We start from the raw sequence: 25,624 nt of genomic DNA on the forward strand, positions 1-25,624 counted from the left end.
TGCAATCCGGTTATACGGACTGCACCATTTTTTTCTCCTTGCTTCTTGTGAAATCTGGAAACACAACCTTGACCTCGGTCCCTTTCCCCAGTTCACTTGCATATGACACTTTTCCGTCCATCGTCTCTATGATGCGGAGCGAGACGGTTGTACCGAGTCCGGTTCCCTTATCTTTCGTACTGTAAAATAGAGTCCCGATGCGTGCGAGCTGTTCCTTCGACATGCCTTTTCCATTATCCTTGACGATGATCACCGTTTCGTCATTGCTGACAAGGAGCTTGATAAATACCCTTCCATCCTGCTGGGTGGCCTCGATGGCATTTTTTATGATGTTGACGAGCACCTGCTTCAGCTGATTTTTATCGGTTTCCATATAGACATTCTTTTCAAGATAGCTGTCAAGGGAGACACCGTTCTTGATCGCCAAGGGGTTCAACAGCATCATCACCTCTGAGATCAATCCGGCCAGGTTGACCTGCTCTATCTTTTTGAATTCGGGCTTGGCGAAGTTCAAATAGTCATTGATGATGGATTCCGCCCTTCCCAATTCGCTGAGGACAAGCGGGATATAAGGATACTTTTGTTCCTCTTTTTGCATAAGCTGGAGGAATCCCTTTACCACCGTCAAGGGATTTCTGACTTCATGTGCAATGGAGGCTGCGAGCTCTCCGAGGGTGTTCAATTTTTCCGCCCTCATGATCTCGCGCTTCATTAGATCCCTCTCCAGTATTGCTTCATGCAGCATGGAAGCAAATCCGACCCCGATCACCTGAATCAGACCGAACGGCAGGATATACAGGAGCAAGTTTGCCCCACCACTGAATTCAGGCTGAGTAAAAAGGAAAGCAAGTAGAATGCTGAGCATCACGATGTCCGGCCATAGTCCGACAAGGACCGATAAGGTGATCCGTTTCTTTTTCGTTCGAAGCTTATTGAATTTCCTCACCATCAAGAAAGGCACCAAGGCGGACAACAGTGCACTGATATAGCCAAAAAGGAGGGCATCCCCGCCCATATAGGTCCTTGTCCCAAGAATTGCACCAAGGACGATGAGCCCAGCCTTTGGACCTCCATACAAGACAGCCAGAACAAGCGGGATATACCGCAAGTCCCAGAACAATCCATAATCATAGTGCGCAAAGAGCAGGCAAAGACTTGCCGAAGCCCCTTGAAGCATGCCGATAAAATAAGGAGAACCGCTGATTCTTTTATTCTCGGAGACGACATAATAGATTAATACCGGTGCTAAAATGATCAATACATGTAAGAGTAATTTTTCTGCAAGCATGGGGATGGCTCCATTCCTAAACATATAAACATAACTTACTAGCTTTTATGTTCGACAGGTTTGGTGAAATTCCTTGTTTATTCTCTAGGTTTCGATAACTTTTCTCCCAAGTCCACTGAACAGACCAATAATCCTGCTTTTCGCAATAATATCTCTCTATTTTACAAGATTAATAGTAAAATTATCCTAATAACTATTCTAGGAGGTAATCTACACCATGCATTGTATCGATTGCGGGGTACCAAGTCCCATTGAGGAAAGCGGAACATTGATAGTAAAGCAAGCAGGTGAGAATGGGCAGTATCCTTATTCTTCCTATAAAGAATTGGCCGACCACATATTGATGCTTCAAAAAGAAGGGGCATCTGAACAACCACAAGTGAAAACTGACTCGATGAATGGCTTCATTTCTCTTTCTGCCTTTGAATTGATGGTGCAAAACCATGAACTTGTCGATCTGATTGCCGGCAATTCCTTTTCCACCCATTTTCAGCCTATCATCGACCTTCAAGACGAGAACCGAATTTTTGCCTATGAATGCCTGCTGCGTCCTGTAGCAGCCGGGAAACCCATATCCCCTTTCAGGCTCTTTGAATTTGCCAGGGAGACTAATTTGCATAACTATCTGGATCAAAAAGCTAGGGAACTCTCGATCATATCAAGCAGCAGGCTCGGTGTACCGCCAGAAGTGAAGTTTTTTATAAACTTTCTTCCTTCCTCCATCTATAACCCGGAGTATTGCCTGCAGCATACCTTCCATATCGTGAATAAACACAAGATTTCTCCCGACCAGCTTGTGTTCGAAGTGGTGGAATCGGAAAAGATCTCCGATATCGAGCATCTTGAGTCCATTTTTACAACCTACAAAAAATCGGGGATGCAGGTAGCATTGGATGATGTAGGTGCCGGATACTCCACTTTGGATGTCCTTCAAAAGCTGCAGCCTGACTTTGTGAAGGTGGATCGATCCTATGTATCGTTCTGCGATACGAACTATGGGAACCAGCTCTTTTTAAAGAATGTTCTCGAGATATCCAAGAAGCTTGGAATTAAAGTCCTGGCAGAGGGAATTGAAAGGGCGGAGGAATTGGAATTCTGCAGAACGATCGGAATCGACTACGCCCAAGGGTATTTTATCGGAAAGCCAAGTGCGGAGCCTGTAGTCCCACAATTGGAAACTGTATAATCAAAAAACGGCAGGCCCTTTTTTTATGAGGGCCTGCCGTTTTTTCGTTAAGATATTCTTTCTTTCTTTTCCTCTTGGTAATCCTCTGTCCAGAATTCAGCATTTTTGATGCCAAGTTTATCTGGGTTAAAGACCGGATCAAGTCCCTGCTTTTTCTGTTCATCATAATCCTTTAGTACCCTTAAGGCAGGTTTTGCAAGGATCAGGATGGCCACCAGATTCAGCCAGACCATGATGCCAAGTCCGATATCACCTAAAGCCCATGCAATCTTGGAGTTATTAACCACACCATAGTATGTGCTTGCCAAGAGAACGACCTTTAACAGGAACATCGGTATGGCATTTTTCCGTCCACGTACAAGATAGGCCACATTCGTTTCTGCGATATAATAGTATGCCATGATGGTTGTAAAGGCGAAAAACAATAAGGCAATCCCAACAAATCCTGCACCGAAACCAGGGATGGCAGATTCAATCGCCGCTTGAGTATAGGCAGGTCCAGCCTCTACATTTGCTCCCAGATTATTCGCGATAAAGCCACCTTCAGGGTTTTCCACATTGTACATACCCGTGAAAAGGATCATGAATGCAGTAGCAGAACATACAAGCAACGTATCGATATAAACGGAAAACGCTTGTACGAGTCCTTGCTTTGCCGGATGGGACACCTCTGCCGCCGCTGCAGCGTGAGGTCCTGTCCCTTGACCAGCCTCATTGGAATAGATGCCTCGTTTTACACCCCAGGCAATAGCCATCCCGATAATCCCGCCGAACGCGGAATCAAATGCAAATGCACTTCTGAAAATCAAACCGAATACTGCAGGAAGTTCTGTAAAATTGACCGCGATGATATACAGCGAAACAAGTATATACGCAACTGCCATGAACGGTACTACATACTGTGCCACCGTTGCGATACGCTTTACGCCTCCAAAAATGATAAGCGCAATAACCAAGACCAATCCGATTCCAACATATGTTTTATTGGCACCGAACGCATTGCTCAGTCCATCCCCGATAGCGAAGGCCTGTACACCTGGCATCAGAAGACTCATCGCTAGAATCGCAGAACCGGCAAAAAGGATTCCATACCATCTCCATCCGATTCCTTTTTCTATGTAGTATGCCGGGCCGCCCCGGTATTCACCGTCTTGCTTCACTTTATAGATCTGCGCCAATGTTGATTCGATAAAAGCACTCGAAGCCCCGATGAACGCAATCGTCCACATCCAGAACACCGCTCCAGGTCCACCCATTGCAATTGCCGTAGCAGTCCCTGCAATATTACCCGTCCCGACACGGCCCGATAATGAGATGGCCAATGCCTGGAAGGAAGATACCCCGGCGCTTGATTTTTCCCCGGAGAAGATATTCTTGATCATATCCTTGAATAGCCTAACCTGTACCACCCTAGTAAGAATCGTAAATAAAAGTCCAACACCCAAACAGAATACAATCATCGGTGTGCTCCAGAGAAGCCCTGCCACTCCTTCAACTGCACCTTGGATCTCAACCTTCCACTCTTGCCAGTTTTCTAAGAAACTGTTAAACCAATCCAAATGACATCCCCCTCACGACATATAATTTTTAGAATTTTCTTTCTATGTTTTTGGATTATAAAGCAAATTGTACTAATACACAATGCTCAAATCCTCCCAGACTTGTTACCTCTTCACCACCTGTCTCTGGAATTTTTGTTGATTTTTGAATAATCTATTAATTTATTCATAGTCCTTTTCCCTTAATTTCGCGAAAATAATCTTAATTTTGAAAATAAATTGTAGTTTTTTGGGTAATTTGAAGTATTTTGTTGAACTCGGATTCGATGTCGGGACTTTCGTTCTTTTTTCCAGTGTAATACTACAGATTCTAAGAGGGTCTGGAAGCGTACCTAATCTTACATCCTAGTAATCTATCCACTTTTGCAGAGAATCTATCCACTTTACTAAGTAATCTATCCAAAAGTTTAAACAATTTATCCAAAATTAAATTGAATCTATCCACTCTTACGATTAATCTATCCACTTTACAAAAAATTACATTTCCAGCATACAAAAAAAAGCCCAGCACCTCGCCTCCAACCGACGACATACCGGACTTCTTTTCATCCTACTTCCTTCTTCAACTGACTTGTGAACAGTTCATAGTAAAAACCTTGCTCACCGAGGAGTTCCTCATGTGAACCTTTTTCAATGATCTCGCCTTCTTTCAGGACGAGGATTTGATCCGCTTTTTGAATAGTGTTCAGCCTGTGGGCGATGACAAAGCTTGTTCGTCCTTCCATCAAGCGTTGCAGGGCTTCCTGGATCTTCATTTCCGTGATGGTGTCTATGCTGCTCGTCGCTTCATCGAGCACCAGGATTGTCGGGTTGGCAAGTACCGCCCTTGCAATGGAAAGCAGCTGCTTCTGACCTTGACTGATTCCGCTGCCGTCCTGCTTCAGTTTAAAGTCATACTGACCAGGAAGCTTTTTAATAAATGAATGGGCATTGGCAAGCTTTGCCGCCTCTTCCACTTCCTCGTCTGTCGCTGTCAGTTTTCCATAGCGGATATTCTCGCGGATCGTCCCTTCAAAAAGGAAGGAATCCTGCAACACAAACGCCATATGCTTCCGCAGACTCGAGCGCTTGATCCTATTGATCGGATGGCCATCAAGCAGTATGGTCCCGCTGTCCAGGTCATAAAAGCGCGATATCAAATTGATCACCGTCGTTTTCCCTGCACCGGTTGGGCCGACAAACGCGATTGTCTCCCCGACGGATGCATGGAAGCTGATATTTTTTATCGTAGTATCATCATCGTCATAGGAGAATGAAGCGTCAATGAACTCAATTTCCCCTTTGACCGTTTCCAGCTCGATCGCTTCTCTTTCATCACTTGCCTCTTCCTCTTCATCGAGCACGTCGAATACGCGCTCCGCTCCGGCAACAGCCGAAAGCAGGGTGTTGAATTGATTGGCAAGATCATTCAACGGTCTTGTAAACTGACGGGAATACTCGGCGAAGATGACGATGACCCCGATGGTGATCCCCATGCCATTCAATGCCATGATCCCCCCTACACCTGCAATCACGGCAAAGCTCAGGTTGTTCAGCATATTCATCAGTTTCGGGATGAAACCGGAATAGGTCTGTGCCCAATAGGCGCTCTTTTTCAGGCGTCCGCTCTTCTCGAGAAACTCCGCCATGACCTTATCCTCCTGGGAGAAGGTCTTCACGATGCGCTGACCGGAAATCGTCTCCTCGATATAGCCATTCAGTTCACCCAAGTTGCGTTGTGTCTGTTTGAAAAGTGGGCCTGTGCGATTTGTGATCCATTTCAACCCAAAGAACATGACAGGCACGATCACCAACGTAATCAACGTGAGGATCGGACTTAAATAGAGCATGACTGAAACTGTCCCTACCAATGTCAGGATACTCGAAAAGATCTGAATCACCGAACTGTTCAAGGTAGAGCTCACATTTTCCATATCATTGGTCACCCTGCTCATGAGCTCCCCATGCTGCCTTTTATCAAAATACGGAATCGGCAGCTTGTGCAGATGCTGAAAAAGCTGTGTCCTCATTTTATATACGGTATCCTGTGCGATACCGACCATCCAGTAGTTCTGCAGCCAAGTGGACAGGGAATAGAAGATATAGATGAACACAAGGCCGATCAGCACATTGATAAGGCCGGAGCTGTCTCTTTCCACGATGTAATTGTCAATGGCCATTCCTACAATGAAAGGCCCCAATAATCCGAGGGCGGAACTTGCAAGTACCATCAACAGCACCATGGCCAGCAAGCCTTTCCGCTCGCCAAGATACATCCAGACCCGTTTGATCGTCCCCTTCCAATCCTTTGCTTTCGGCTTTGGATTGGCCTTATTCTGAACGGCTGCACTACTACTTATACGCTTCGACATGCTCAGCCACCTCCGCTCCAAACTGTGATTGATAGATATTCTGATAGAGGGTCGAATGTGCCAGGAGATGATCATGACTGCCTTCTTCAAGAAGCTTTCCATCCTCAAGCAACAGGATCTTATCTGCTTCCATCGCGGTACTAACCTTTTGCGTGATGATGAAAGTGGTGCATTCATACTTCCGCATGGCCGCCAATAGCTTTCCTTCCGTTTTCAGATCAAGTGCACTCGTACTGTCGTCAAGCATCAGGATTTTCGGTTTTCTGATCAAAGCGCGTGCAATCGATAAACGCTGCTTTTGTCCCCCGGAAAGATTCACACCTTTTTGACCGAGCACTGTATCGTATTTATTAGGAAGCCTGTCGATTGTTTCATGTATCTGTGCATCCTTTGCCGCCTGGATGATCTCCTCCATGGAGGCATCCTCTTTGCCCCATGCAAGATTGTCCTTTACAGAGCCTGAGAAAAGAAGGGCTTCCTGCGGGACATAGCCAATCTGTCCTCGAAGATTTTTCAAAGGCAGGTCGGTGATATCCTTTCCATCAACTGCTATGACACCCTCGTTGACATCATATAATCGTGGCAGCAGCTGGAACAGGGATGACTTCCCAGCACCGGTAGCACCCATGATGGCAACGGTCGAGCCCGCATCTGCATCAAACGTGATGTCCTCGAGCACGGGGGTATCCGTATTCGGATAACGGAAATTAACGTTACGGAAGCTTACCTCGCCCTTCAGCACCGCACCCTTCTCTTCAATTCCCTGCTTGTCGACAAGGTCTACTTCCTCTTCAAATACATCTGCAATTCGGTGTGCCGATGCTTTCGCCCTTGCAAATGCCATGATGATAAAGCTAATGATCGATAGGGCCCCTGTAATTCTTGTGGCGTAGTTCACAATCGCCACGACTTCCCCCACCTGGATGCTGCCCGTGTTCACTCCTGCACTTCCGAACCAAAGGACTGCAAGGATGCTAAGATTCATGATCAACAGTAGTATCGGCATCGTCATTTCCATCAATCGCAGCGCCGAAACAGTCTGGTCTTTTAAGTCCTCACTTGCATGGTCAAAGCGCTTGATTTCGTGATTTTTTCGTAAAAATGCCTTGATCAAGCGGATTCCCCCAAGATTTTCCCGCATGACATTATTTACGCCATCGAGCTTTTCCTGGACCGCCTTGAACATTGCGCCCCCTCTTTTCATCAGCCACATCAAAAAGACAAAAAGGATCGGCACCCCCACCACCAAAAACAGGGCGAGCTGAAAGTTGACGATCAGTGCCATGACTACGCCGCCAATGATCAATAACGGTGCACGCATCATGATGCGCAAGCTCATGAATACAGTATTTTGCACCTGGGTCACGTCATTGGTCATCCTTGTGATAAGCGACGATGTCGGGAACAGGCTGAAGTTTGCAAAGGAGAAGGATTGTATTTTCCCATACAAGCCCTTTCTGATATCATAGCCGAAGTTTTGTGAAACATGTGCGGCAAAAAAGGAGTTGATGACCCCGGCCAGGAAAGCAAGGAATGACATTCCGACCATGATCCCTCCCCACTTCATGACCACTCCAAGGTCCTCCTGCAGTATGCCGTCATCGATGATCTTTGCCATCAAGAGCGGATGCAGCAGCTCCACGACAAGCTCTGTGAGCATAAGCAGCAACGCTATGCCGACCGCAAGCCTATATGGCTTTAAATAAGAAAAAACTTTCCCCATGTGTCTTGATCCCCCAAACTGTTTGCTATGTTTAGTCTATGTTGAATCTAATGTTTCTATATTATATTCAACTAAATACTTCGTTTAGCTAAACGAATATCTTGAATTATTACTTTTATCTTCCTATCATACCTTTTTTACTATGTTTTTTAAATAGTTTGAATTATTATTATGAAGTATAAAGGTATATTTTTTTATTTTATAAAACCAAAGTTGAAAAACAAAGGAGGAAGCGGCTATGTATCATCCAAAGCTTGCCGACCTGGTGAATGAGTGGTTGCCAGAAGCGACAATCGAGCAATTGCAGGGGGCCCTTGAGAATGGGGAAATCACCTCGAAGGAACTGGTACTTATGTACCTCCATCGGATCGGGCAGCACGATAAAAAGGGAATATCCCTTAATTCGATCCTGGAAATCAATCCTGATGCGGTTTTCATTGCCGAAGCACTTGACCTGGAAAGATGGAGAAAAGGTGCACGGGGACCTCTTCACGGCATCCCTGTCCTCGTAAAGGATAATATCGATACTGGAGACCATATGCACACAAGCGCCGGATCGGTCGCCTTGGCTGAACACAACGCGGCTGAAGACTCCTTCGTTGCCAAACAGCTTCGGGATGCCGGTGCCATCATCCTCGGAAAAACGAATATGACGGAATGGGCCAACTTCATGACAAAGAATATGCCGAGCGGATACAGCTCACGAGGCGGACAGGTGTTGAATCCGTATGGTCCCGGTAAGTTTGATGTCGGGGGCTCAAGCAGCGGATCGGGTGCCGCGATCGCTGCCAACTTTGCCGTTGCTGCAATAGGGACGGAAACTTCAGGCTCCATCCTTAGTCCTGCGAGTATGAATTCCCTCGTTGGCATCAAGCCGACAGTAGGATTGATCAGCCGCAGGGGCATCATCCCGATTACATACAGCCAGGATACTGCAGGGCCAATGACAAGGACTGTAAAAGACGCGGCGATCCTGTTGAGTGCTCTCACTTCAACAGATAAGTCTGATTCCGCTACCCTTTCCAACCCAAACCCAGGCCTATCTTATACTTCTTTTCTTTTAAAAGAAGGATTGCACGGCATGCGGATCGGAATTGCGCGAGACCCATTCTTTACGTATCTGTCCGATGAAGAGGCACTTGTCATGGAAGAAGCGATTGCCTGTCTCAGGGAAAATGGAGCGATTGTTGTAGATAACGTCAACATTCCTTTTTCAAAAGAGAAATGGGACTACCATACCCTTTTCTATGAGTTCAAACCCAGCCTTAACGCCTATCTAAGCAAGACCGGCCCTCATGTACCGGTCAAAAGCCTGAAGGACCTGATCGCCTTCAACAAAAAGGACTCGGGCAAAATGCTCAAATACGACCAGACCGTTTTGATAGAATCCGAGAATCTGAGCGGGTCCCTGACCGAGGAGGAGTACCTCGTCAGCAGGGAGCGTGACCTGTTTCGCACACAGGAGGGCGGAATTGATGCCTGCATGGACGGGTATGAACTCGATGCCATCCTCACTCCTAATAATTTCGGTGCGAGTCTCCCAGCCAAGGCCGGATACCCTTCCATCACCGTTCCAGGCGGGTACACGCCAGAGGGCAAGCCGGTCGGTGTGACCTTCACCGCCAGAGCTTATGAGGAAAGCACCTTGATCCAAATCGGCTATGCATATGAGCAGGCAACCTTACACAGAAAAGCACCTGTACTACAAAAAAAGGAGGTAAAATCATGACCTTTCAAACCTATTTACAAGACCAGCGGACCAAGCATTTGGAGGAGCTTTTCGAGCTTCTTTCCATCCCTAGCATCAGCGCCCTTCCCGACCATAAGGAAGATACCCACCGTGCAGCGGAATGGTTCGCTTCGGCACTCCGCAATCTTGGCATGGACAATGTCGAGCTGTATCCGACGAAGGGCCATCCGATTGTTTATGGAGAATGGCTGAAGGCAAAAAATAAACCAACTGTCCTCATCTATGGGCATTACGACGTTCAACCGGTAGATCCGCTTCATTTATGGGACACCCCTCCTTTCCAGCCAGACATCCGTGATGAAAGCATATACGCTCGCGGTGCCAGTGATGACAAAGGACAGACCTTCATGCACCTGAAGGCACTCGAGGCGATCCTGAAGACGACCGGCACCCTTCCATTCAATTTCAAAATTTGCATCGAAGGCGAAGAGGAAGTCGGCAGCCCGAACCTGCCTGTTTTCATCGAGGAAAAGAAGAGCATGCTTGCTGCAGATGTCATCGTCGTTTCAGACACGGCGATGATCGAAGAGGACAAGCCTACCATCTGCTACGGCCTGCGTGGTATGTGCGGATTTCAGCTTGACGTAAAGGGGCCCCGCCGAGACCTGCATTCCGGGCTTTATGGAGGTAGCGTACAGAACCCGATCCATGCCGTAGTCGAGCTTCTGCAATCCTTTCACGATAAGGATGGTGTCATTACGGTCGATGGCTTCTATGATAAGGTCGTACCGTTGACCGAGGATGAAAAGGCTGCTTTTGAGGCATTGAATGCATCAGAGGAAAGCGTCATGAAAGAGGTCGGGGTCACAGAGCTGTTCGGGGAGAAGGGCTACACCCACTTGGAAAGAACATGGGTCCGCCCGACACTTGAAGTGAACGGGATCTATGGCGGCTTCAAGGGCGAAGGCATCAAGACTGTCCTGCCTTCCGAGGCACACGCCAAAATCACGTGCCGACTGGTACCAGATCAGGACCCGGATGAAATCCTCGAGCTTCTGCAAAAGCATGTGAAGGAAAACACGCCACCTGGGGTTGAAGTGACTGTCAGCCTGTTCGATAAAGGCGCACCATTTGTCACGCCATTTGACCACCCGGCCATCCAGGCGGCAAGCCGTGCCTTTGAAAAAGTATTCGATGTACCGACCGCTTTCACACGCGGCGGAGGCTCCCTGCCAATCGTCTCCAATCTGGATGAAATCCTGAAAGCGCCGATCGTGCTGATGGGCTTCGGCTTGCCATCGGATAACGTCCATGCTCCAAACGAGAACTTCAAACTGAAGAATTTTGACAAAGGTCTGCTTACGCTCTGCCATTATTGGGAGGAGCTTGCAGGAGTTCTTTGATATGATCTATTAGTTGAAAAAAACTGTCCGATACACCTTGCTACAGGCATTCGGACAGTTTTTTTTTGCGGGTGAATGTGAGATTAATAGAAATTAAATCGACCTGACAAACACACTCTTTTCTTTATATGTACGAATTTCCATTTCCATAGAAGGTATTTCTCTTTCCAGCAGGGCGAAAACATCCCTGATAATCCCTTCTAGAACACGCAACCCTTCAACCGGGTGCAGGACCAAGACTTCCTCCATCCTCTCTGTAAAGCCATCCGGCAGTACAGACATCCTCCCTAAGCTCTTCCTTTGCCATTTATAGGCTGGATGATGGACATACATCCTATTCAAACCGAACATTGCACCCATAAGCTTCGATTGGACACTGACCATCACCTGATAGAGCATAAGCCAATCCTCACGGTTTAAGAGCGCTTCACGGTTCCCCCAGCGGCTACCAAAGTCGAGATTATCCAGAATCATCTTTTCCCTCAGAGTATCTGGATACACACTAACTTTTTCTTTCAGATCCAAGAGCAGACTATGCCCAAATAAAGGCTTACCATCCTGAAAGGAAGCCACTGAACATTGCATGTCCAGACATGTATCATGATGAAGCACGACTTTGCCAACAACACTTGTGATAGTTTCAGATAAAAAGCTACTAATCTCAAATTTCACACCATCATGCCAGTATGTTTCCGACCACTCCTCGTCCTCATATTCATGAAAATCAATTACCTTTCCTCCCACCTTTTCAATCGGACCCATTCTATCACTGTCATCCGGTGCTTCACGCCATAGGAGATGCAGCTCAATGTCCGAATAGGAATCCTCCCAATCCCTTGAAACGGACCCAGCAATCATAATCGCTTCCACCTTTGGATTTTCTTCATATACCTTTGCCATTTTTTCCGCTAAAGCTTTTAATTCCATTTAGCATCCCCGTCTTCTATCTTTATTTATTTTTACCCCTCGCATCAACCTTCCAGTTGCCTACAACCCGCTCGCCATCCACTAGCGTATATTCATCAAACTGGTTCACTACCGTGCAGGCATGGTTCGGAATGATCCGGACTTTATCGTTCAACTTCAAGGTTGGCTTTTCTTCAAAAACGACCACCCCGTGCTCCTCGGAAAGCCGCTCGATTATCAGACCTGGATGCCCGAGGATATAGCCGTACCCTTTTACGGAATCCAGCCCATGTGCTCCTTTGTCGAGGCAGAGTGTTTTGCTTCCGGCATCGATCACGATTCTATCCTCATACACACCAACAACAGACGCCAATACAGTCAGGGCACAATCATCATGACTCGCCACACCCAGTCCTACTTGAATGGCGTCATAAAAGACGGCATTGCCCGGCCGCACTTCTGTTATCCCTTCCACTTTGCCGGAGATTTCGTAGGTTGGCGTAGATCCGACACTTCTCACCTGGATCGGTATTCCTGCCTTCTCGCATTCTTCTGCGCTTTCCACAACCGCCTTTGCTTCAGCAAGTGCGATCTCTTCAATCTTCTCTTTGGTCGAGGCCCCATAAGCATGTCCTGCGTGTGTAAAAATGCCGCCAACCCTAAGCTTTGATAAAAAAAGGACGGCTTGTGCAAGCTTGAGCGCCGACTTGCCCGGCTCCACTCCGCATCGGTTCAGCCCACTGTTCACCTTTATCCACACTTCCAAGGAATGGGGAGTGGATTCAAGCCCTTTTTGAAGCAGCTTGATCTGTTCAAGGCTGTCCACCGAAATCTTCAGATCCACTCCCCTGTTCAACAGCCCGATGACCCGCTTGATTTTTTCAGGGCTGGATATCGGATAGGCAATGAGAATATCCTTGATCCCTGCACTTGCCATAACTTCCGCTTCTTCGATTTTCGCGGTCGTAATGCCGACTGCCCCACTTTCAAGCTGCAGCTCGGCGATTTTAATCGACTTATGGGTTTTTATATGGGGACGGAGCTTTAGACCGTGGTCCTTCGCAAATCCGCTCACCCTGTTAATATTGGTTTTTAACTTTTGCAAGTCTAAAAGTAGGGACGGCGTGTCCACCTCATGGAAACTATTCATGGATAAAATGCTCCTTCCCAGATGCTTTTTTTACAATATACCACACAATGCCATTTTTTCAGCCCTCTCCTTGCAAAAGGACAGAGCCCCCTGCATACATTATAGATAGAATTTCCGGCAAGGAGGACAAAGGATGGCTATCAGCACTGGACAGCAATATATCGACCGCATCAACCGATTACAATCCGATGTTTGGCATAATGGCAAAAAGATAACCGGAAAGATCTCCGAGCATCCTGCCTTTTCCGGCGTGATGAAAAGCCAGGCCGCCCTGTATGATATGCAGCATGATAAAAAAAGAATAGATTTGATGACTTATACGTGCGAAAAAACGGGGGAACGTATCGGCACCTCCTTTCTCCGTCCCGTGAAAAAGGAAGATCTTGAAAAGCGGAGGAAGATGATCCAGGTGTGGGCAAAAGCCTCATTCGGCATGATGGGAAGGTCTCCGGACTACAAGAACACCAACATCATGGCGCTTGCCGCCGCATCTGATATCCTGGCGGAGCAAGGTCCGCAGTTCCCCAAGAATCTCCTCCGTTTCTATGAGACTGCCAGACGGAAAGATCTTTCTTTTACCCACACCTTCATCGCTCCACAGGTTAATCGGTCCTCCATGCACTATGAGTCCGAGGATGATATCGTCGCTGCAAGGATCGTGGATAAAAACAAGGAGGGAATTGTGATCAAGGGTGCCCGCCTGCTGGCGACACAGGGCGGGATAACCGATGAGATTATCGTTTCCTCCTCCGGCCTGAAGATGTTTGAAGAGCCTTACGCATACGCCTTCAGCATCCCAAGTAATACGGAAGGGCTTAAATTCATCTGCCGGGAATCCTTTACCTACGATCCATCCCCTTTCAACCATCCTCTCGGCTCCCGTTTCGAGGAGATGGATTCCGTCATTGTCTTTGATAATGTGCTCGTCCCATGGGACCGCTTATTTGTGGTGGAAAATATCGAGGTCGCAAATAACCTGTATTCCAAAAGCAGCTTCAAGCCGCTTGTCCTGCATCAGGTGGTCTCCCGTCAGGTCATGAAGGCGGAATTCGTGCTCGGGGTGGCGCAGCTGATCGTCAACACCATTGCGATCGGGGAATATCAGCATGTAAAAGAGAAAATATGTGAGATAATCATAGCCTTGGAGAATCATAAGGCACTCCTCCTCGCATCCGAAATGGGGGCCAAACCTGATCAGTGGGGTACGATGGTGCCTGACCTTGCACCGCTATCTGCCGCTACCCTGCAATTCCCGAAGGTGTACCCTAGATTCATGGAGATCCTCCAGCTCCTTGGCGCCAGCGGTCTTGTGACGATTCCCACAGAAGCCGACATGAATTCCCCCATCAGAGGGGACATCGACCAGTATATCCAGGCCGCCTACTCAGATGCAGAGAGCCGCATAAAGCTGTTCCGTCTCGCCTGGGATGTCAGCATGAGTGCTTTCGGCTCAAGGCAAACACTATATGAACGCTTTTTCTTCGGCGATCCCAACCGCCTCACCCAAGGCCTCTACTTCGAGTACAACCGCCATCAGATAGTCGAAGATGTGAAGAATGCGTTCGGGATTTAATGATAGGGGCCTGACCCTCAGCGCTTTAAAGCGCTGAGGGTCAGGCCCCATATACATACTATTCAAAATATTTTATAATGGGACTAGTATATGTAGAGATTGCGGGGGAGCAAGATGGCGGAAGTTAATATTCCTTTGAAAGAAAAGAGGGGGCGGGGACGCAAGGTGCTGCTTGGAGCGGGGCTTTTTTTGGCGATTCTGGTGTCGTTATGCCTGGTTTTCACCTTTAGTCCCACTAGTAAAATAGAAGAGAAGCCATATTTCAAGAATGATCGCCCATTGGTCATTGCCCATCAGGGTGGCGAGCTGTTGGGACCTTCCAATACGATGGCAGCTTTCAGGCAGGCGGCTGACATGGGTGTCGATGTCATTGAAACGGATATTCATATCACAAAAGATGGACATCTCGTTGCGATCCATGATCCGACTGTCGACCGCACCACCGACGGGTCCGGGACAGTTGCAGACATGACACTCGAGGAGATTCAAGCTTTGGATGCAGGCCATCACTTTCAGGACCTGGATGGTGAGTACAGCTTCCGCGGGAAGGGAGTCTACATCCCCACTGTCGAAGAAATGTTTAAGGAATTAGGCGCTATGCGCATCGAAATAGAAATCAAGGATAGCAACCCTCCTGACAACTATGACGAGATCGCCCAGAAGCTTTGGGAATTGATCGAGGAATATGAGATGGAGGATAAAGTGCTCGTTGCAGCATTTGATCAGGATATCATCAAGAAATTCGACTCCTATGCCAAAGGACGTGTGGCGCTTGCTGGAGGCGAACAGGAGATTACGAGATTTGTCATATTCCATAAGCTCTTCATGCGCAACCTGTACCTTCCAGAAGTGGACGCTTTTCAGATCCCTCAGGAGCAGAGCATTTTCGACCTGACGAACCAGAGGCTGATCAACGACGCACAGCGAAGCGGTCTTCAGGTTCACTACTGGACCATCGATGACAAGGAGACGATGCGCTACCTCCTTGAACGAGGTGCGGACGGGCTTATCACCAATAGGCCGGATCTCATGATCGAGCTTTTGGCGGAGATGGGATACTGAGAGGCTTGAGCAGTTCTTCATCATGTTGAAGGCAAATTTTAACCCTACCCAAAGTTTCGCCCTTCATCCATCCGCTGATTAGAGCGGAGCCTCACCGTTGTGGTATGATTACAAAGGAAAAAGGATCATACCTCTAGAGATTGGACGGGATAAAAACATGAATGGCCAAAATAGAACAGATATTAAACCTGGCATCGCTGTCAAAATCGTATTGAAGCAGGATCAGCGTTCAGGCAAATTGACTTCCGGTATTGTGAAGGATATCCTTACAAAATCAAGCTTCCATCCCCACGGCATCAAGGTACGTCTAGAAGACGGCCAAGTCGGGCGTGTGAAGGAAATAGAAAAGGCCTGAGCCCGCTGCTTTAGTACTTTATCGCAGCGGGGGTCAGGCCCCTTTTTTTGTTTCTTTTTCTTCCCTCCACCACCACAAACCACATGGCGAAGAGCAGGAAGATGCTTGAGATCTGGAAGAGGGTTGCTGTTTCGACGAATTGGGCGAGCACGCCGAAGATCAGTCCGCTGAGTCCGATTCCAAGGTCGATGGATGAAAAGAACATCCCGTTTGCAACACCGCGGCGATTGTCCGGTGTCGTGGATAGTGTCCATGACTGCAAGGTTGGAATCAATGAACCGAATCCAACACCAAACAAGGCACCGGCAATGGCGATCATTGCATCACTGTGGGCAAAGGAAAGCACCCACATGCCGATGAAAGAGAGCGACATACAGAATAGCACCAGCCCCTTGGGACCGTGGGTATCAAACCATTTACCCGCGAAAGGCCGGGAAACGGAAGCCATCACAGCATTCAAAAGATAGAAAAGGAAAATATGCTCGATTCCCCTCTCCTCTCCGAAAATCACGATGAACGTCACTATCGCTCCATACCCGAAGGTTGCAACCAATGTGATGAACGATGGGTACCAGCTTGATTTTTCCACCAAAGACCCTATATAAGAGAACTTCAATTCCTCACGCTTGGCATTCCTCACCACTTCAGGAGTCTGATAGTTTACTATGCCTAAAAGAACCAGCGCAATTACCCCGAGCACACCTGACAAATAAATCAGGTTGGAGAATGTTGTCACCTGATACAGGAAGATCCCTAAGCTCGGTGCGATGATCATCCCAAGCGTAATGGAAAGACCGTAATACCCCATCCCCTCACCAAGACGGGATTTCGGAATGACATCAACCGCTGCCGTGCCGTTGACAGTCGTCGACCAGCCCCAAGCCAGCCCATGAATAAAGCGGAAGCACAAAAAGATCACGACAACCTGGGACATGGGATAGATGACGGTGATCAATAATAGTGCGACAGCCCCGACCAGTACAAGGGGTTTTCTAGCTTTGAATTCCAGAAGATAACCGATGAAAGGTCTGCTGAGCACCGCACCGATCGAGAAAAGTGCGGTCACAAGGCCGATTTCAAACCCGGTTGCCCCCAAAGATTTTATATAAGGAGGCAGCGTCGGGATCAGCATCTGAAAGCTCATGAAAACAAACAAGTTCCCTACCATCAGCATAATGAAGGACTTCGTCCACAACGTTTCCTTTACTTTTTTTTGTATCATATTCATACACCTTCCTAGACTAGTGAAAAACATAAAAGGATAAACGAAAAATGAATCTCCACAAACGAAGATCCATTTTTATACGCACGTTTCTTACATATATATTTCGTATTCCTAAATATTAACACACCAGTCTCGAAAAAGGAATGCCAAAATAGACCTAATCACTTGGAAGAAATCTCCTTATTTCATGATCTTCCTTAGGAAGTTGATGCTTTTTTCTGAGTATGGCGGATAAATGAAGCTCAAGTTCACCCTGGTGCTCTTTTTCATGACACTTTTCTTATGCGAGAAGGTTTCAAAACTGTCTTTTCCATGGTAGGACCCGATTCCGGATGGACCCACTCCCCCAAAAGGAAGATTAGGATTGGTAAGGTGCGTCACCGTATCATTGATGCATCCGCCTCCGTAGGAAACGCTCTGGATCACCCGCTCCTCCACTTCTCCATTCTCTGTGAAAAGGTATAGGGCCAATGGTTTCGGCCTTGCATTTATCTGTTCAATTGCCTGCTTAAGGTCCCCGTATTCAAGGATAGGTAAAATAGGACCGAAGATCTCCTCCTGCATCACCTTATCATCCCAGCTTACATCGTTCATCAAGGTTGGTTCCATGAACAATTCTTCCCTATGATGGGATCCTCCGGCAACCACCTTCTTCTCATCCAATAAAGAAACAAGGCGGTCAAACTGGCGTTCATTGACTATGCGACCATAATCCCTGCTCTCTTGCGGGTTTTCCCCATAAAAATCCTTGATGGTATTAGCAAGATTTTTCACGAGTTGTTCCTTCACTTCACGGTGAACGAGAATATAATCAGGAGCGACACATGTTTGTCCAGCATTCATGAACTTCCCCCATACGATTCTTTTCGCCGCTACCTCAAGGTTTGCATCCTTGTCAACGATACATGGGCTTTTCCCACCAAGCTCGAGCGTGACCGGCACCAGGTTCTCCGCTGCCGCCTTCATGACGATTTTACCCACTTCGACGCTTCCCGTGAAAAAGATATAGTCAAACGGTGCATGGATAAGCTCGGAGGTGACTTCCTTTCCACCCTCCATCACGCTGATATAGCCTTCTTCAAAGTTATCCTGAATGATTTTTGCCATTACCTTCGAGACGTTCGGGGTAAATTCGGACGGCTTGAGCAACACACAGTTACCTGCCGCCATCGCACCGATCATCGGCTCCATGACAAGCTGGAACGGATAGTTGAAAGGACCGACTATCAGGACAGTTCCATAAGGCTCCGGATAGATATAGCTTTTTGACCCCAAATGGACGAGTGGCGTTTTCACCTTTCGCACCTTTGACCACTCTTTTATATGCTTCATAAAAAGACTGATGCTATCCAATACGAATCCTATCTCGGAAGCATAGGCCTCAAATGCGGATTTTCCCAGGTCCTTCGTTAATGCCTGGTTCAAGTCCTGCTCATGCTCCACGATCGCCTTTTTCAGCTTATCAAGCTGTTGCAGGCGAAAATCCACTTCCTTGGTCCTGCCGGTCGCAAAGAAATTCCGATGCTGTTCCAATCTATGTAAAACTTTTTCCATCATAGTGAATCCTCCTCTAACAGTTGTTTATTTAAACACACTGCTTTCCACAACCAATCAATACATTCATTATATCCGCTATCTCAAAAATAAAGAAGTTGGGAGGCGCCGGATATGAAAAAAGCTGCGGGTCTATAGCCCGCAGCTTACCATTTTTATGCGAATGTTCATTTTACAGTTACAGTAGCCATTACAGGATAGTGATCGGAAGGGAATCCACCATCTATACTGTCCCTGATAATGATGGTCGAGGAAAGCTCTGCCCCAATATCTGCAAAAATATAGTCGATCGGAGTGCCCGTCGTTCCACCATGATAGGCGTGAAAGGTCAGGCTATTTTGCAGCTCCTCGCCCGACAATCCCCCGTAGCAACTTTTCATCGATGCCACTGCCTTCAAGGTTTCACTATCCGGTGCATCATTGAAATCACCTGTCAAAAGAACCGGCATCGGGTTTTCGCATTCTTTTTCCTTGATTACATCCAAGATCAGCTTCAGCCCTTCCACTCTTGCCCTCTGCCCCATATGGTCGAGGTGCGTATTGAAAAATCTTAGGACCGGAGTGGATCCTTCTTGCGGAATCAGCTCCACCCATGAACAGATTCTGGCACAATGGGCATCCCATCCCATGCTCCCGATCACTTCAGGCGTTTCCGAAAGCATAAAAGATCCTTTCTCGCCAATGGTAAACGTTGACCTTTTCACAAAAATGGCACTGAATTCCCCTACCTCAGTCGATGTCGTGCGGTTGACCCCATACACCTCATAGCTCTCCTGCAACATGTCCTCGAGCCAGGCGAGCATCGGGATATTTGCCTCCTGTGTCCCGATGCAATCCGGCTGGTGCTTTTCTATCGTCTGCGCGATCCAGTTCTTTCTATCCTCCCAGACAAATGGGTCTGTCCTAACATCGACTCGCAGATTAAATGTCATGACTTTATAAGTTTTACTCATTTTTTCTCCTCCAGTTCAATTGTGGATAAAGCGTCGCCTCTTATTCTCAATTTGCCTGGCGACTTCCCCATCCTCTTTTTATATGCCTTGGAAAAATGGTGAATATTTGCAAAGCCGCAATAGGAAGCAATCTGTTCAAGCGTCAATTCCGTTTTCTCTAAAAGCTCCCGGGCATGATTGATCCTCATCTCCAGAAAATATTGATGCGGGGAGCTGCCAAACTGTTGCTTGAAAAGTGTGCTGAATCTTGATACGGACAGATTTGCCCTTTTGGCCATACCTTGAAGCGTCAAGCGTTCGGACAGATGATTGGAAAGATAAGATGGAAACCAGCTCAGCGCCTTAGTGGGGGATGATTCAAGCTTAGACGCAGAGTGATGCTCATCCAGGATAATCAGCAAAAGCTCTGTTGCCAGATGCTGCGCTTTTAGCTGCTGGATCGGTTCCCGGTTCTGCCAGGCCTCTACCATTTGCATGAAATAGTCCCGGAATCTCCCGGGATTTTTCAGCTCCAGCTTTACCGGTACATGGATTCCATGTATATCGTTCAATCTTGGTTGCAATAGATGCTCATATTCTTGGAGAACCAGCTGCCCCGGCTTGGTAGGAAAGCTTTTCGTCCGATCAGGATGATAAAAGAAATCCAGATGGGCAAACGGGGTGATTGTGGACGTCAATCCTTCCAATTCTACGAGGCTTCCCGGTTGGATCAGGCAAAACTCCCCACTTTGAAACAGATACGCTGTTCCATCCACTTGAAAAAGGCATTGCCCCTCCTGTATGTAGATCAACAAATAATCCAGCAGCCGTCTGTTGGGGGCCCTCCAAGGTCTTCTGACCGCATAGTCGCTTTCCCTTATAAAAGGGACAATCGGCCTTTCCTCCAAAAGCTCCGATAAATGCTGTATGAACCTCACCCCCACTCCCTTTCAATCTTCTTCTATTATTATAACTTAATTAACAGTAAGTTTTGACAACTTTCAAGGAAACTTTGACAAAGCCAACCTTCCATTTTGCTACTATAGTAAAACTAACAAACTTTAAAAAGAGGTGGAGAATAATGACTGTAAAAGAGAATATCGATTTGAGCACATTGCCGACCCTCAAGGAAAGCTATGACCTGACAAAGGAACAGGTTGAAAGCTATCAGGAAAAAGGGCACATCCTGCTAAGGAATGTAGCTACACAGGATGAAATTGATATCTTTGAACCTATCATCAGCAACCGAGTAAAGGAATTGAATTACCACGATAAGCCTGTCGAGGAGAGGGATACTTATGGAAAGGCCTTCATCCAAATCGGACGCCTGTGGGAGCAGAGCGAGGCAATCGCACGGTTTGTCTTGGCGAAGCGTTTTGCGAAAATTGCAGCAGAGCTGATGGGGGTGGATGGGGTCCGTATCTACCACGACCAAGCACTATACAAAGAGCCTCATGGCGGCCATACCCCTTGGCATCAGGATCAGATCTATTGGCCGCTCGATACGGATAAAACCATCACCATGTGGATCCCGCTTGTACCCATCAGCGAAGAGGTCGGCTCGATGACCTTCGCCTCGGAATCGCATAAAGCGGGATATATCAGCAAGGTGGTCATATCCGATGAATCACATCGCACCCTTGAGCAATATGTAAAAGGTAAAGGGCTTCAGACGGTCACTTACGGGGCGATGGCAGCGGGCGATGCAACATTCCACGCAGGCTGGACACTCCATAACGCACCCGGCAATCCGACAGATACCATGCGTAAAGTCATGACAGTCATCTATTACGCTGACGGGACACGTGTAGCGGAGCCAGACAGCAACGCACGCAGGGGCGACCTGCAAGCCTGGCTTCCCGGCCTGAAAGCGGGCGACCTGGCACAAACTCCTATTAATCCTTTGCTTTATAAAAAAGGGGAATAACCTTAGCCCTTCAATAAGAAAAAAGCGCCGAAAATGGCGCTTTTTTCAATCCTCATCCTTGATATCGATATCTTCCGGAACCGGTTCATTGCGAAGCTCTTCCACAAGCTCCTTATATTTTTCAAGCTGCTTCAAATGCGTGTCAAACTGATCTTTATTGATAAGATAGTTCTCTCCATCGAACATGGCACGGATTTTCTTTTGCTGAATCAGGCTTTCCACATAGGCGGTGGAGCAGGATAAATATTCAGCTGTCTCTTTTATGGATAAATACAAGGTCATCATTCCTTTTTACTTACATTAGTTTTTGGGTGGAAGCGGCAGTGTGATAAGGAAAGTCGTCCCAGCCGCAGAACTTTCCTGCACCTCTATTTTACCATGATGGTTTTCAATGATGCGCTGGACAATAGTGAGTCCGAGTCCCGTACCTGTGTCTTTTGAGGTGGCAAATGGATCAAAGATCGTGTGCTTCATCTTTTCGGGTATTCCTGAGCCAGTATCCTTCACAAAAATCTGGTAGGCATTCTCAAGTTTCCTGGAATAGATTGAGATGGCCCCTCCCCCTGCCATTGCCTCACTGCCGTTTCGTATCAGGTTGTAGAAGACCTGCTTCATCTGTTTTGCGTCCAACATGAGCGGTACCCGTTCCAACTCGACACTAAGGGATATCCCTTCTTGAACTGCTGGATTATGCGGGATTTCTCTTACGATATCCTCTAAAAAGACACTTTTTAACACAGGCGCACCAGGCTTTGCAATCAACAGCATTTCCTCCACGATTGTGTTGATCCGGTCAAATTCCTTAAGAAGCAGGGGGATTTGAAACTTATTTTTATCCTTTTCGGTGAATGATTGCCTCATCAGCGATACAAATCCATGTATCACCGTCAGCGGATTCCGGATTTCATGTGCCGCACCTGCCGCAAGCTCCCCGAGGACAGCAAGCTTTTCAGATTGATGGATCCGCTCCTCCAGTACAGCAGTAGAGGTAATATCAATAAAATGAAAGATTCTTCCGATCATGGCTCTCTCCTGGTCCAGCAAATCCGATTGAGAGACTAGAAGATACTGTTCTTTTCCCTCTTTCACATAAGGCACTTTAATATTCTGGCAGATCTTTTTGGAGGCAAGGATCCCCCAGAACGAAGCATTGATCGGATCAGCTTCTCTCACACTGACCATCTCTTTCACCTCTTCACCATCCATTTCCAAGATGGAAGACGCCGCCGTATTTAATGAAAAGTTGGTAGAATCATTGTCTACCGTAATGATACCGACAGGAAGAGAGTTAAGGATCTGCTCTCGGTAGACTTTGTCTTTGGTCATTTCTTCGTAGAGATGAAAATATTTTTTAAATGCGATAGACAATAAAACAATAATAAGAGTATATAAAATAATTCCAAAGACTGGATATCCTCCTAAAAGGATTGCCAATATAAAAGCCATTACAAGAGATATTAGATAATTTAATACAGACTCTCTACCTATTGAGGTAATGATCCCAGCTAATTTTTCAGATAAATATAAGGCAAAGAAGCTACTTATTACCAGCAGATTAATGGAGTAATAGGATACTAGTGCCAATACATATGAGAGGAGGTAGTGTGGATTAAAAACACCAAATCCCCCTCCTGATAAAAGAAAAACATAATGCGCCCCAGTTATCATTAATGCGTAGATAGCGAAGTTAAACACATGCCTCCGCACCAATATCTTACGTTCAAATACCAAATAAAGAGAACTACTGGTGAATAATAAACAAAGTGTAATTTCCAGACCTAAAATAAATAGGGAAGCAAGGTAAATAGAGGAATCCATACATAGAGAATTCCCTTTTGGCGGAAGGATAATTGTAAAATGAAGGAGTAATAGAAGTGCTCCAACTAGCAAAAAGAACAGAGGGAAATTCAAAAATATGATCTCTGATGTGAAGTTAATATGTATAATAAATATCCCGATTCCACCTAATGACATAATCATTAGGTATATATTAGATTTGTCCTTAAATAAAGAAAGTTCCTTCAAACTATATCACTCTCGAATCATTCTATTATTAATAACCTTGCATAAAAATAACAACCTTTATTGTAGATGAAAACGTACCCTAAATCAATAAAGCCCCTATAATCCCACATTTAACCAATAATATATTTTCCGGAGGATTATAATAAAAATTAAATTTTTCAGAAAAATCTGTTGTTTTCCTTGTTAATCATGTTAAAATGTTTCATAATTCTAAAACATTCGACAACAGGAGGGGAACAGCATGATTACTTTTTTCGGAGCACTACTTTTATTGATTGCAGGATATGCCGTTTATTCTAAATTTGTGGAACGGGTTTTTGTTATCGACGACAGCAATCGTACGCCTGCTTATACAAAGCGCGATAATTTCGATTTTGTCCCAATGAACTGGTGGCGGGGCAATATGATTCAGCTCTTGAACATCGCAGGTCTTGGCCCGATCTACGGGGCTGTCATGGGTGCTTTGTATGGACCTGTCGCCTTCATCTGGATTGTGATCGGTACTATTTTTGCAGGTGCAGTCCATGATTATTTCTCCGGTATGCTTTCTATGCGACATGGCGGGGCACAATACCCTTCCATTGTTGGCCGTTATTTGGGGAATACAGTAAAATCCCTGATAACCGTTGTTTCCCTTGTACTGAGTGTACTTGTTGCCGCTGCCTTCACGGCTGGTCCGGCACAGTTGATTGCCCAGCTGACACCACTCAGCTTTACCGTGGCATTATTGATTATTTTCGGCTATTTTCTACTCGCGACTCTGTTGCCGATCAACCGCATCATCGGAAAAATATACCCATTGCTTGGGGGAATCCTACTTTTCATGGCGGTGGCAATCGGTGTTTCGCTACTTTTTCAGGACAACCCTATCCCTAACCTGACCTTAACTAATTTGCATCCACAGGAATTGCCAATCTGGCCTTTATTGATGGTCACTATCTCCTGCGGTGCCATTTCCGGATTTCACTGTACCCAGAGCCCAATCGTGGCGTGTACTATGAAAAGGGAGTCCCATGGACGTAAAATCTTTTACGGTGCAATGGTGATCGAAGGTATCATCGCCCTTGTCTGGGCTGCAGCCGGTATGACATTCTTCAATGGGACGGGCGGCTTGCAGGAAGCACTCGCGCAAGGTGGCCCATCGTATGTTGTCAATGAGATTTCCATTTCCCTTCTTGGAACACTTGGGGGGATCCTGGCCATTCTTGGTGTCATCATCCTGCCTATCACAACCGGGGATACGGCCTTAAGGTCATCCCGTATGATTTTGACGGAAGGCTTATCCAAGTTTTTTAACATGGAAGGAAAAGTGAAGGTCCTGATCGTGACCTTATCAGTTGCTGCTCCGGCACTGTTCCTTGCTACCATCGATTACACCTTCCTCTGGCGCTATGTCGGATGGACAAACCAGGTGGTTGCAACCGTGATGCTTTGGACTGCAACGATGTATCTGTTGAAAAACAAGAAATTACACTGGATCTGCGGTGTCCCTGCCTTGTTCATGACCGGGGTCGTTTGCACGTATATTTTCTACGCTCCAGAAGGATTGCACTTAAGCTACAAGCTATCCGTGATGATTGGTTTTTCACTAACAGCAGTTGTTCTTGGCTGGTATGTAAGACAAATATTCATTCACCGTCATGCAAACCTAGCAAAAGCAGCTAATAAGGCGGCTTAATGATTCTTTAACGTTGTATATATCAAAAAACCTTCCG

Annotated in this window: 20 protein-coding genes; 8 read left to right on the forward strand and 12 right to left on the reverse strand. The window is 46.6% G+C overall.

Going from position 1 to position 25,624, the window contains the following annotated elements; translation table 11 throughout:
- Positions 1–10 precede the first annotated feature (10 nt).
- The gene (locus tag JOC95_RS08345; RefSeq protein WP_204415112.1) at positions 11–1,288 is read right to left on the reverse strand and encodes an ATP-binding protein; all 1,278 of its coding nucleotides are present in this window, start codon (positions 1,286–1,288) and stop codon (positions 11–13) included.
- Positions 1,289–1,505: 217 nt separating this feature from the next.
- Here JOC95_RS08345 and JOC95_RS08350 point away from each other — a divergent pair, with 217 nt between their 5' ends.
- Positions 1,506–2,474 (forward strand): EAL domain-containing protein, encoded by a 969-nt coding sequence (locus tag JOC95_RS08350; RefSeq protein WP_204415113.1) that lies wholly within the window; start codon positions 1,506–1,508, stop codon positions 2,472–2,474.
- 47 nt (positions 2,475–2,521) lie between these two features.
- Here JOC95_RS08350 and JOC95_RS08355 read toward each other — a convergent pair whose 3' ends face one another.
- From JOC95_RS08355 to JOC95_RS08365, 3 genes are all read right to left on the reverse strand, one after another.
- Positions 2,522–3,934: an alanine/glycine:cation symporter family protein gene (locus tag JOC95_RS08355; RefSeq protein WP_204415530.1), complete on the reverse strand. Its 1,413-nt coding sequence runs from the start codon at positions 3,932–3,934 to the stop codon at positions 2,522–2,524.
- A gap of 644 nt (positions 3,935–4,578) precedes the next feature.
- Positions 4,579–6,384, reverse strand: coding sequence for an ABC transporter ATP-binding protein (locus JOC95_RS08360; protein ID WP_204415114.1), 1,806 nt, complete (start codon positions 6,382–6,384; stop codon positions 4,579–4,581).
- Positions 6,365–8,107 (reverse strand): ABC transporter ATP-binding protein, encoded by a 1,743-nt coding sequence (locus tag JOC95_RS08365; protein WP_204415116.1) that lies wholly within the window; start codon positions 8,105–8,107, stop codon positions 6,365–6,367. Before JOC95_RS08365 ends, JOC95_RS08360 begins: the two co-directional genes overlap by 20 nt.
- A gap of 238 nt (positions 8,108–8,345) precedes the next feature.
- On the opposite strand from JOC95_RS08365, the gene JOC95_RS08370 reads away from it, so the two are divergent.
- Both JOC95_RS08370 and JOC95_RS08375 read left to right on the forward strand, forming a co-directional pair.
- Positions 8,346–9,836, forward strand: a complete 1,491-nt coding sequence (locus JOC95_RS08370) for an amidase family protein (protein WP_204415118.1) — start codon at positions 8,346–8,348, stop codon at positions 9,834–9,836.
- Positions 9,833–11,200 (forward strand): dipeptidase, encoded by a 1,368-nt coding sequence (locus JOC95_RS08375; RefSeq protein WP_204415119.1) that lies wholly within the window; start codon positions 9,833–9,835, stop codon positions 11,198–11,200. Before JOC95_RS08370 ends, JOC95_RS08375 begins: the two co-directional genes overlap by 4 nt.
- 93 nt (positions 11,201–11,293) lie before the next feature.
- Here the strand turns inward: JOC95_RS08375 and JOC95_RS08380 are convergent, their stop codons facing one another.
- Entirely contained in the window at positions 11,294–12,127 is an 834-nt protein-coding gene (locus JOC95_RS08380; protein ID WP_204415120.1) for a DUF4037 domain-containing protein, read from the reverse strand.
- 22 nt (positions 12,128–12,149) lie between these two features.
- Complete coding sequence (locus JOC95_RS08385) at positions 12,150–13,256, reverse strand: D-TA family PLP-dependent enzyme (protein WP_204415121.1); 1,107 nt, start codon at positions 13,254–13,256, stop codon at positions 12,150–12,152.
- A gap of 133 nt (positions 13,257–13,389) precedes the next feature.
- Here JOC95_RS08385 and hpaB point away from each other — a divergent pair, with 133 nt between their 5' ends.
- From hpaB to JOC95_RS08400, 3 genes are all read left to right on the forward strand, one after another.
- The gene (gene hpaB, locus JOC95_RS08390) at positions 13,390–14,829 is read left to right on the forward strand and encodes a 4-hydroxyphenylacetate 3-monooxygenase, oxygenase component (RefSeq protein WP_204415122.1); all 1,440 of its coding nucleotides are present in this window, start codon (positions 13,390–13,392) and stop codon (positions 14,827–14,829) included.
- 114 nt (positions 14,830–14,943) lie between these two features.
- Complete coding sequence (locus JOC95_RS08395) at positions 14,944–15,891, forward strand: glycerophosphodiester phosphodiesterase family protein (protein ID WP_204415123.1); 948 nt, start codon at positions 14,944–14,946, stop codon at positions 15,889–15,891.
- A gap of 157 nt (positions 15,892–16,048) precedes the next feature.
- Entirely contained in the window at positions 16,049–16,246 is a 198-nt protein-coding gene (locus JOC95_RS08400) for a YwbE family protein (RefSeq protein WP_204415125.1), read from the forward strand.
- A 10-nt stretch (positions 16,247–16,256) separates the two neighbouring features.
- Here the strand turns inward: JOC95_RS08400 and JOC95_RS08405 are convergent, their stop codons facing one another.
- From JOC95_RS08405 to JOC95_RS08420, 4 genes are all read right to left on the reverse strand, one after another.
- Entirely contained in the window at positions 16,257–17,474 is a 1,218-nt protein-coding gene (locus tag JOC95_RS08405) for an MFS transporter (RefSeq protein WP_419096232.1), read from the reverse strand.
- 177 nt (positions 17,475–17,651) lie between these two features.
- Positions 17,652–19,028: an aldehyde dehydrogenase gene (locus JOC95_RS08410; protein WP_204415127.1), complete on the reverse strand. Its 1,377-nt coding sequence runs from the start codon at positions 19,026–19,028 to the stop codon at positions 17,652–17,654.
- Positions 19,029–19,192: 164 nt separating this feature from the next.
- Positions 19,193–19,978: an endonuclease/exonuclease/phosphatase family protein gene (locus JOC95_RS08415; RefSeq protein WP_204415128.1), complete on the reverse strand. Its 786-nt coding sequence runs from the start codon at positions 19,976–19,978 to the stop codon at positions 19,193–19,195.
- On the reverse strand, positions 19,975–20,895 hold the full coding sequence (locus tag JOC95_RS08420; protein ID WP_338083070.1) for an AraC family transcriptional regulator: 921 nt from the start codon (positions 20,893–20,895) through the stop codon (positions 19,975–19,977). Before JOC95_RS08420 ends, JOC95_RS08415 begins: the two co-directional genes overlap by 4 nt.
- Positions 20,896–21,038: 143 nt before the next feature.
- Between JOC95_RS08420 and JOC95_RS08425 the strand changes: the two genes are divergently transcribed.
- Positions 21,039–21,884: a phytanoyl-CoA dioxygenase family protein gene (locus JOC95_RS08425; protein WP_204415129.1), complete on the forward strand. Its 846-nt coding sequence runs from the start codon at positions 21,039–21,041 to the stop codon at positions 21,882–21,884.
- Between the two features lie 45 nt (positions 21,885–21,929).
- Here JOC95_RS08425 and JOC95_RS08430 read toward each other — a convergent pair whose 3' ends face one another.
- Together JOC95_RS08430 and JOC95_RS08435 are read right to left on the reverse strand one after the other, a co-directional pair.
- Entirely contained in the window at positions 21,930–22,169 is a 240-nt protein-coding gene (locus tag JOC95_RS08430; RefSeq protein ID WP_204415130.1) for an excisionase family DNA-binding protein, read from the reverse strand.
- 15 nt (positions 22,170–22,184) lie between these two features.
- Positions 22,185–23,210 (reverse strand): two-component system sensor histidine kinase NtrB, encoded by a 1,026-nt coding sequence (locus JOC95_RS08435; RefSeq protein ID WP_204415131.1) that lies wholly within the window; start codon positions 23,208–23,210, stop codon positions 22,185–22,187.
- A 940-nt stretch (positions 23,211–24,150) separates the two neighbouring features.
- Between JOC95_RS08435 and JOC95_RS08440 the strand changes: the two genes are divergently transcribed.
- A complete protein-coding gene (locus tag JOC95_RS08440) occupies positions 24,151–25,587 on the forward strand; it encodes a carbon starvation CstA family protein (RefSeq protein WP_204415133.1) in 1,437 nt (478 codons plus the stop codon).
- The last annotated feature ends 37 nt before the right edge of the window (positions 25,588–25,624 follow it).

The organism is Sutcliffiella tianshenii, from assembly GCF_016908565.1.
Classification (GTDB): domain Bacteria; phylum Bacillota; class Bacilli; order Bacillales; family Bacillaceae_I; genus Sutcliffiella_A; species Sutcliffiella_A tianshenii.

Coding starts and splice junctions, on each gene's coding strand:
- JOC95_RS08410 (WP_204415127.1), bottom strand. CDS start 19,028: ATGATGGAAAAAGTTTTACATAGATTGGAACAGCATCGGAATTTCTTT.
- hpaB (WP_204415122.1), top strand. CDS start 13,390: ATGGCTATCAGCACTGGACAGCAATATATCGACCGCATCAACCGATTA.
- JOC95_RS08425 (WP_204415129.1), top strand. CDS start 21,039: ATGACTGTAAAAGAGAATATCGATTTGAGCACATTGCCGACCCTCAAG.
- JOC95_RS08400 (WP_204415125.1), top strand. CDS start 16,049: ATGAATGGCCAAAATAGAACAGATATTAAACCTGGCATCGCTGTCAAA.
- JOC95_RS08385 (WP_204415121.1), bottom strand. CDS start 13,256: ATGAATAGTTTCCATGAGGTGGACACGCCGTCCCTACTTTTAGACTTG.
- JOC95_RS08375 (WP_204415119.1), top strand. CDS start 9,833: ATGACCTTTCAAACCTATTTACAAGACCAGCGGACCAAGCATTTGGAG.
- JOC95_RS08415 (WP_204415128.1), bottom strand. CDS start 19,978: ATGAGTAAAACTTATAAAGTCATGACATTTAATCTGCGAGTCGATGTT.
- JOC95_RS08430 (WP_204415130.1), bottom strand. CDS start 22,169: ATGATGACCTTGTATTTATCCATAAAAGAGACAGCTGAATATTTATCC.
- JOC95_RS08380 (WP_204415120.1), bottom strand. CDS start 12,127: ATGGAATTAAAAGCTTTAGCGGAAAAAATGGCAAAGGTATATGAAGAA.
- JOC95_RS08405 (WP_419096232.1), bottom strand. CDS start 17,474: ATGAATATGATACAAAAAAAAGTAAAGGAAACGTTGTGGACGAAGTCC.
- JOC95_RS08395 (WP_204415123.1), top strand. CDS start 14,944: ATGGCGGAAGTTAATATTCCTTTGAAAGAAAAGAGGGGGCGGGGACGC.
- JOC95_RS08360 (WP_204415114.1), bottom strand. CDS start 6,384: ATGTCGAAGCGTATAAGTAGTAGTGCAGCCGTTCAGAATAAGGCCAAT.
- JOC95_RS08365 (WP_204415116.1), bottom strand. CDS start 8,107: ATGGGGAAAGTTTTTTCTTATTTAAAGCCATATAGGCTTGCGGTCGGC.
- JOC95_RS08370 (WP_204415118.1), top strand. CDS start 8,346: ATGTATCATCCAAAGCTTGCCGACCTGGTGAATGAGTGGTTGCCAGAA.
- JOC95_RS08440 (WP_204415133.1), top strand. CDS start 24,151: ATGATTACTTTTTTCGGAGCACTACTTTTATTGATTGCAGGATATGCC.
- JOC95_RS08345 (WP_204415112.1), bottom strand. CDS start 1,288: ATGCTTGCAGAAAAATTACTCTTACATGTATTGATCATTTTAGCACCG.
- JOC95_RS08435 (WP_204415131.1), bottom strand. CDS start 23,210: ATGACCAAAGACAAAGTCTACCGAGAGCAGATCCTTAACTCTCTTCCT.
- JOC95_RS08350 (WP_204415113.1), top strand. CDS start 1,506: ATGCATTGTATCGATTGCGGGGTACCAAGTCCCATTGAGGAAAGCGGA.
- JOC95_RS08355 (WP_204415530.1), bottom strand. CDS start 3,934: ATGATTGTATTCTGTTTGGGTGTTGGACTTTTATTTACGATTCTTACT.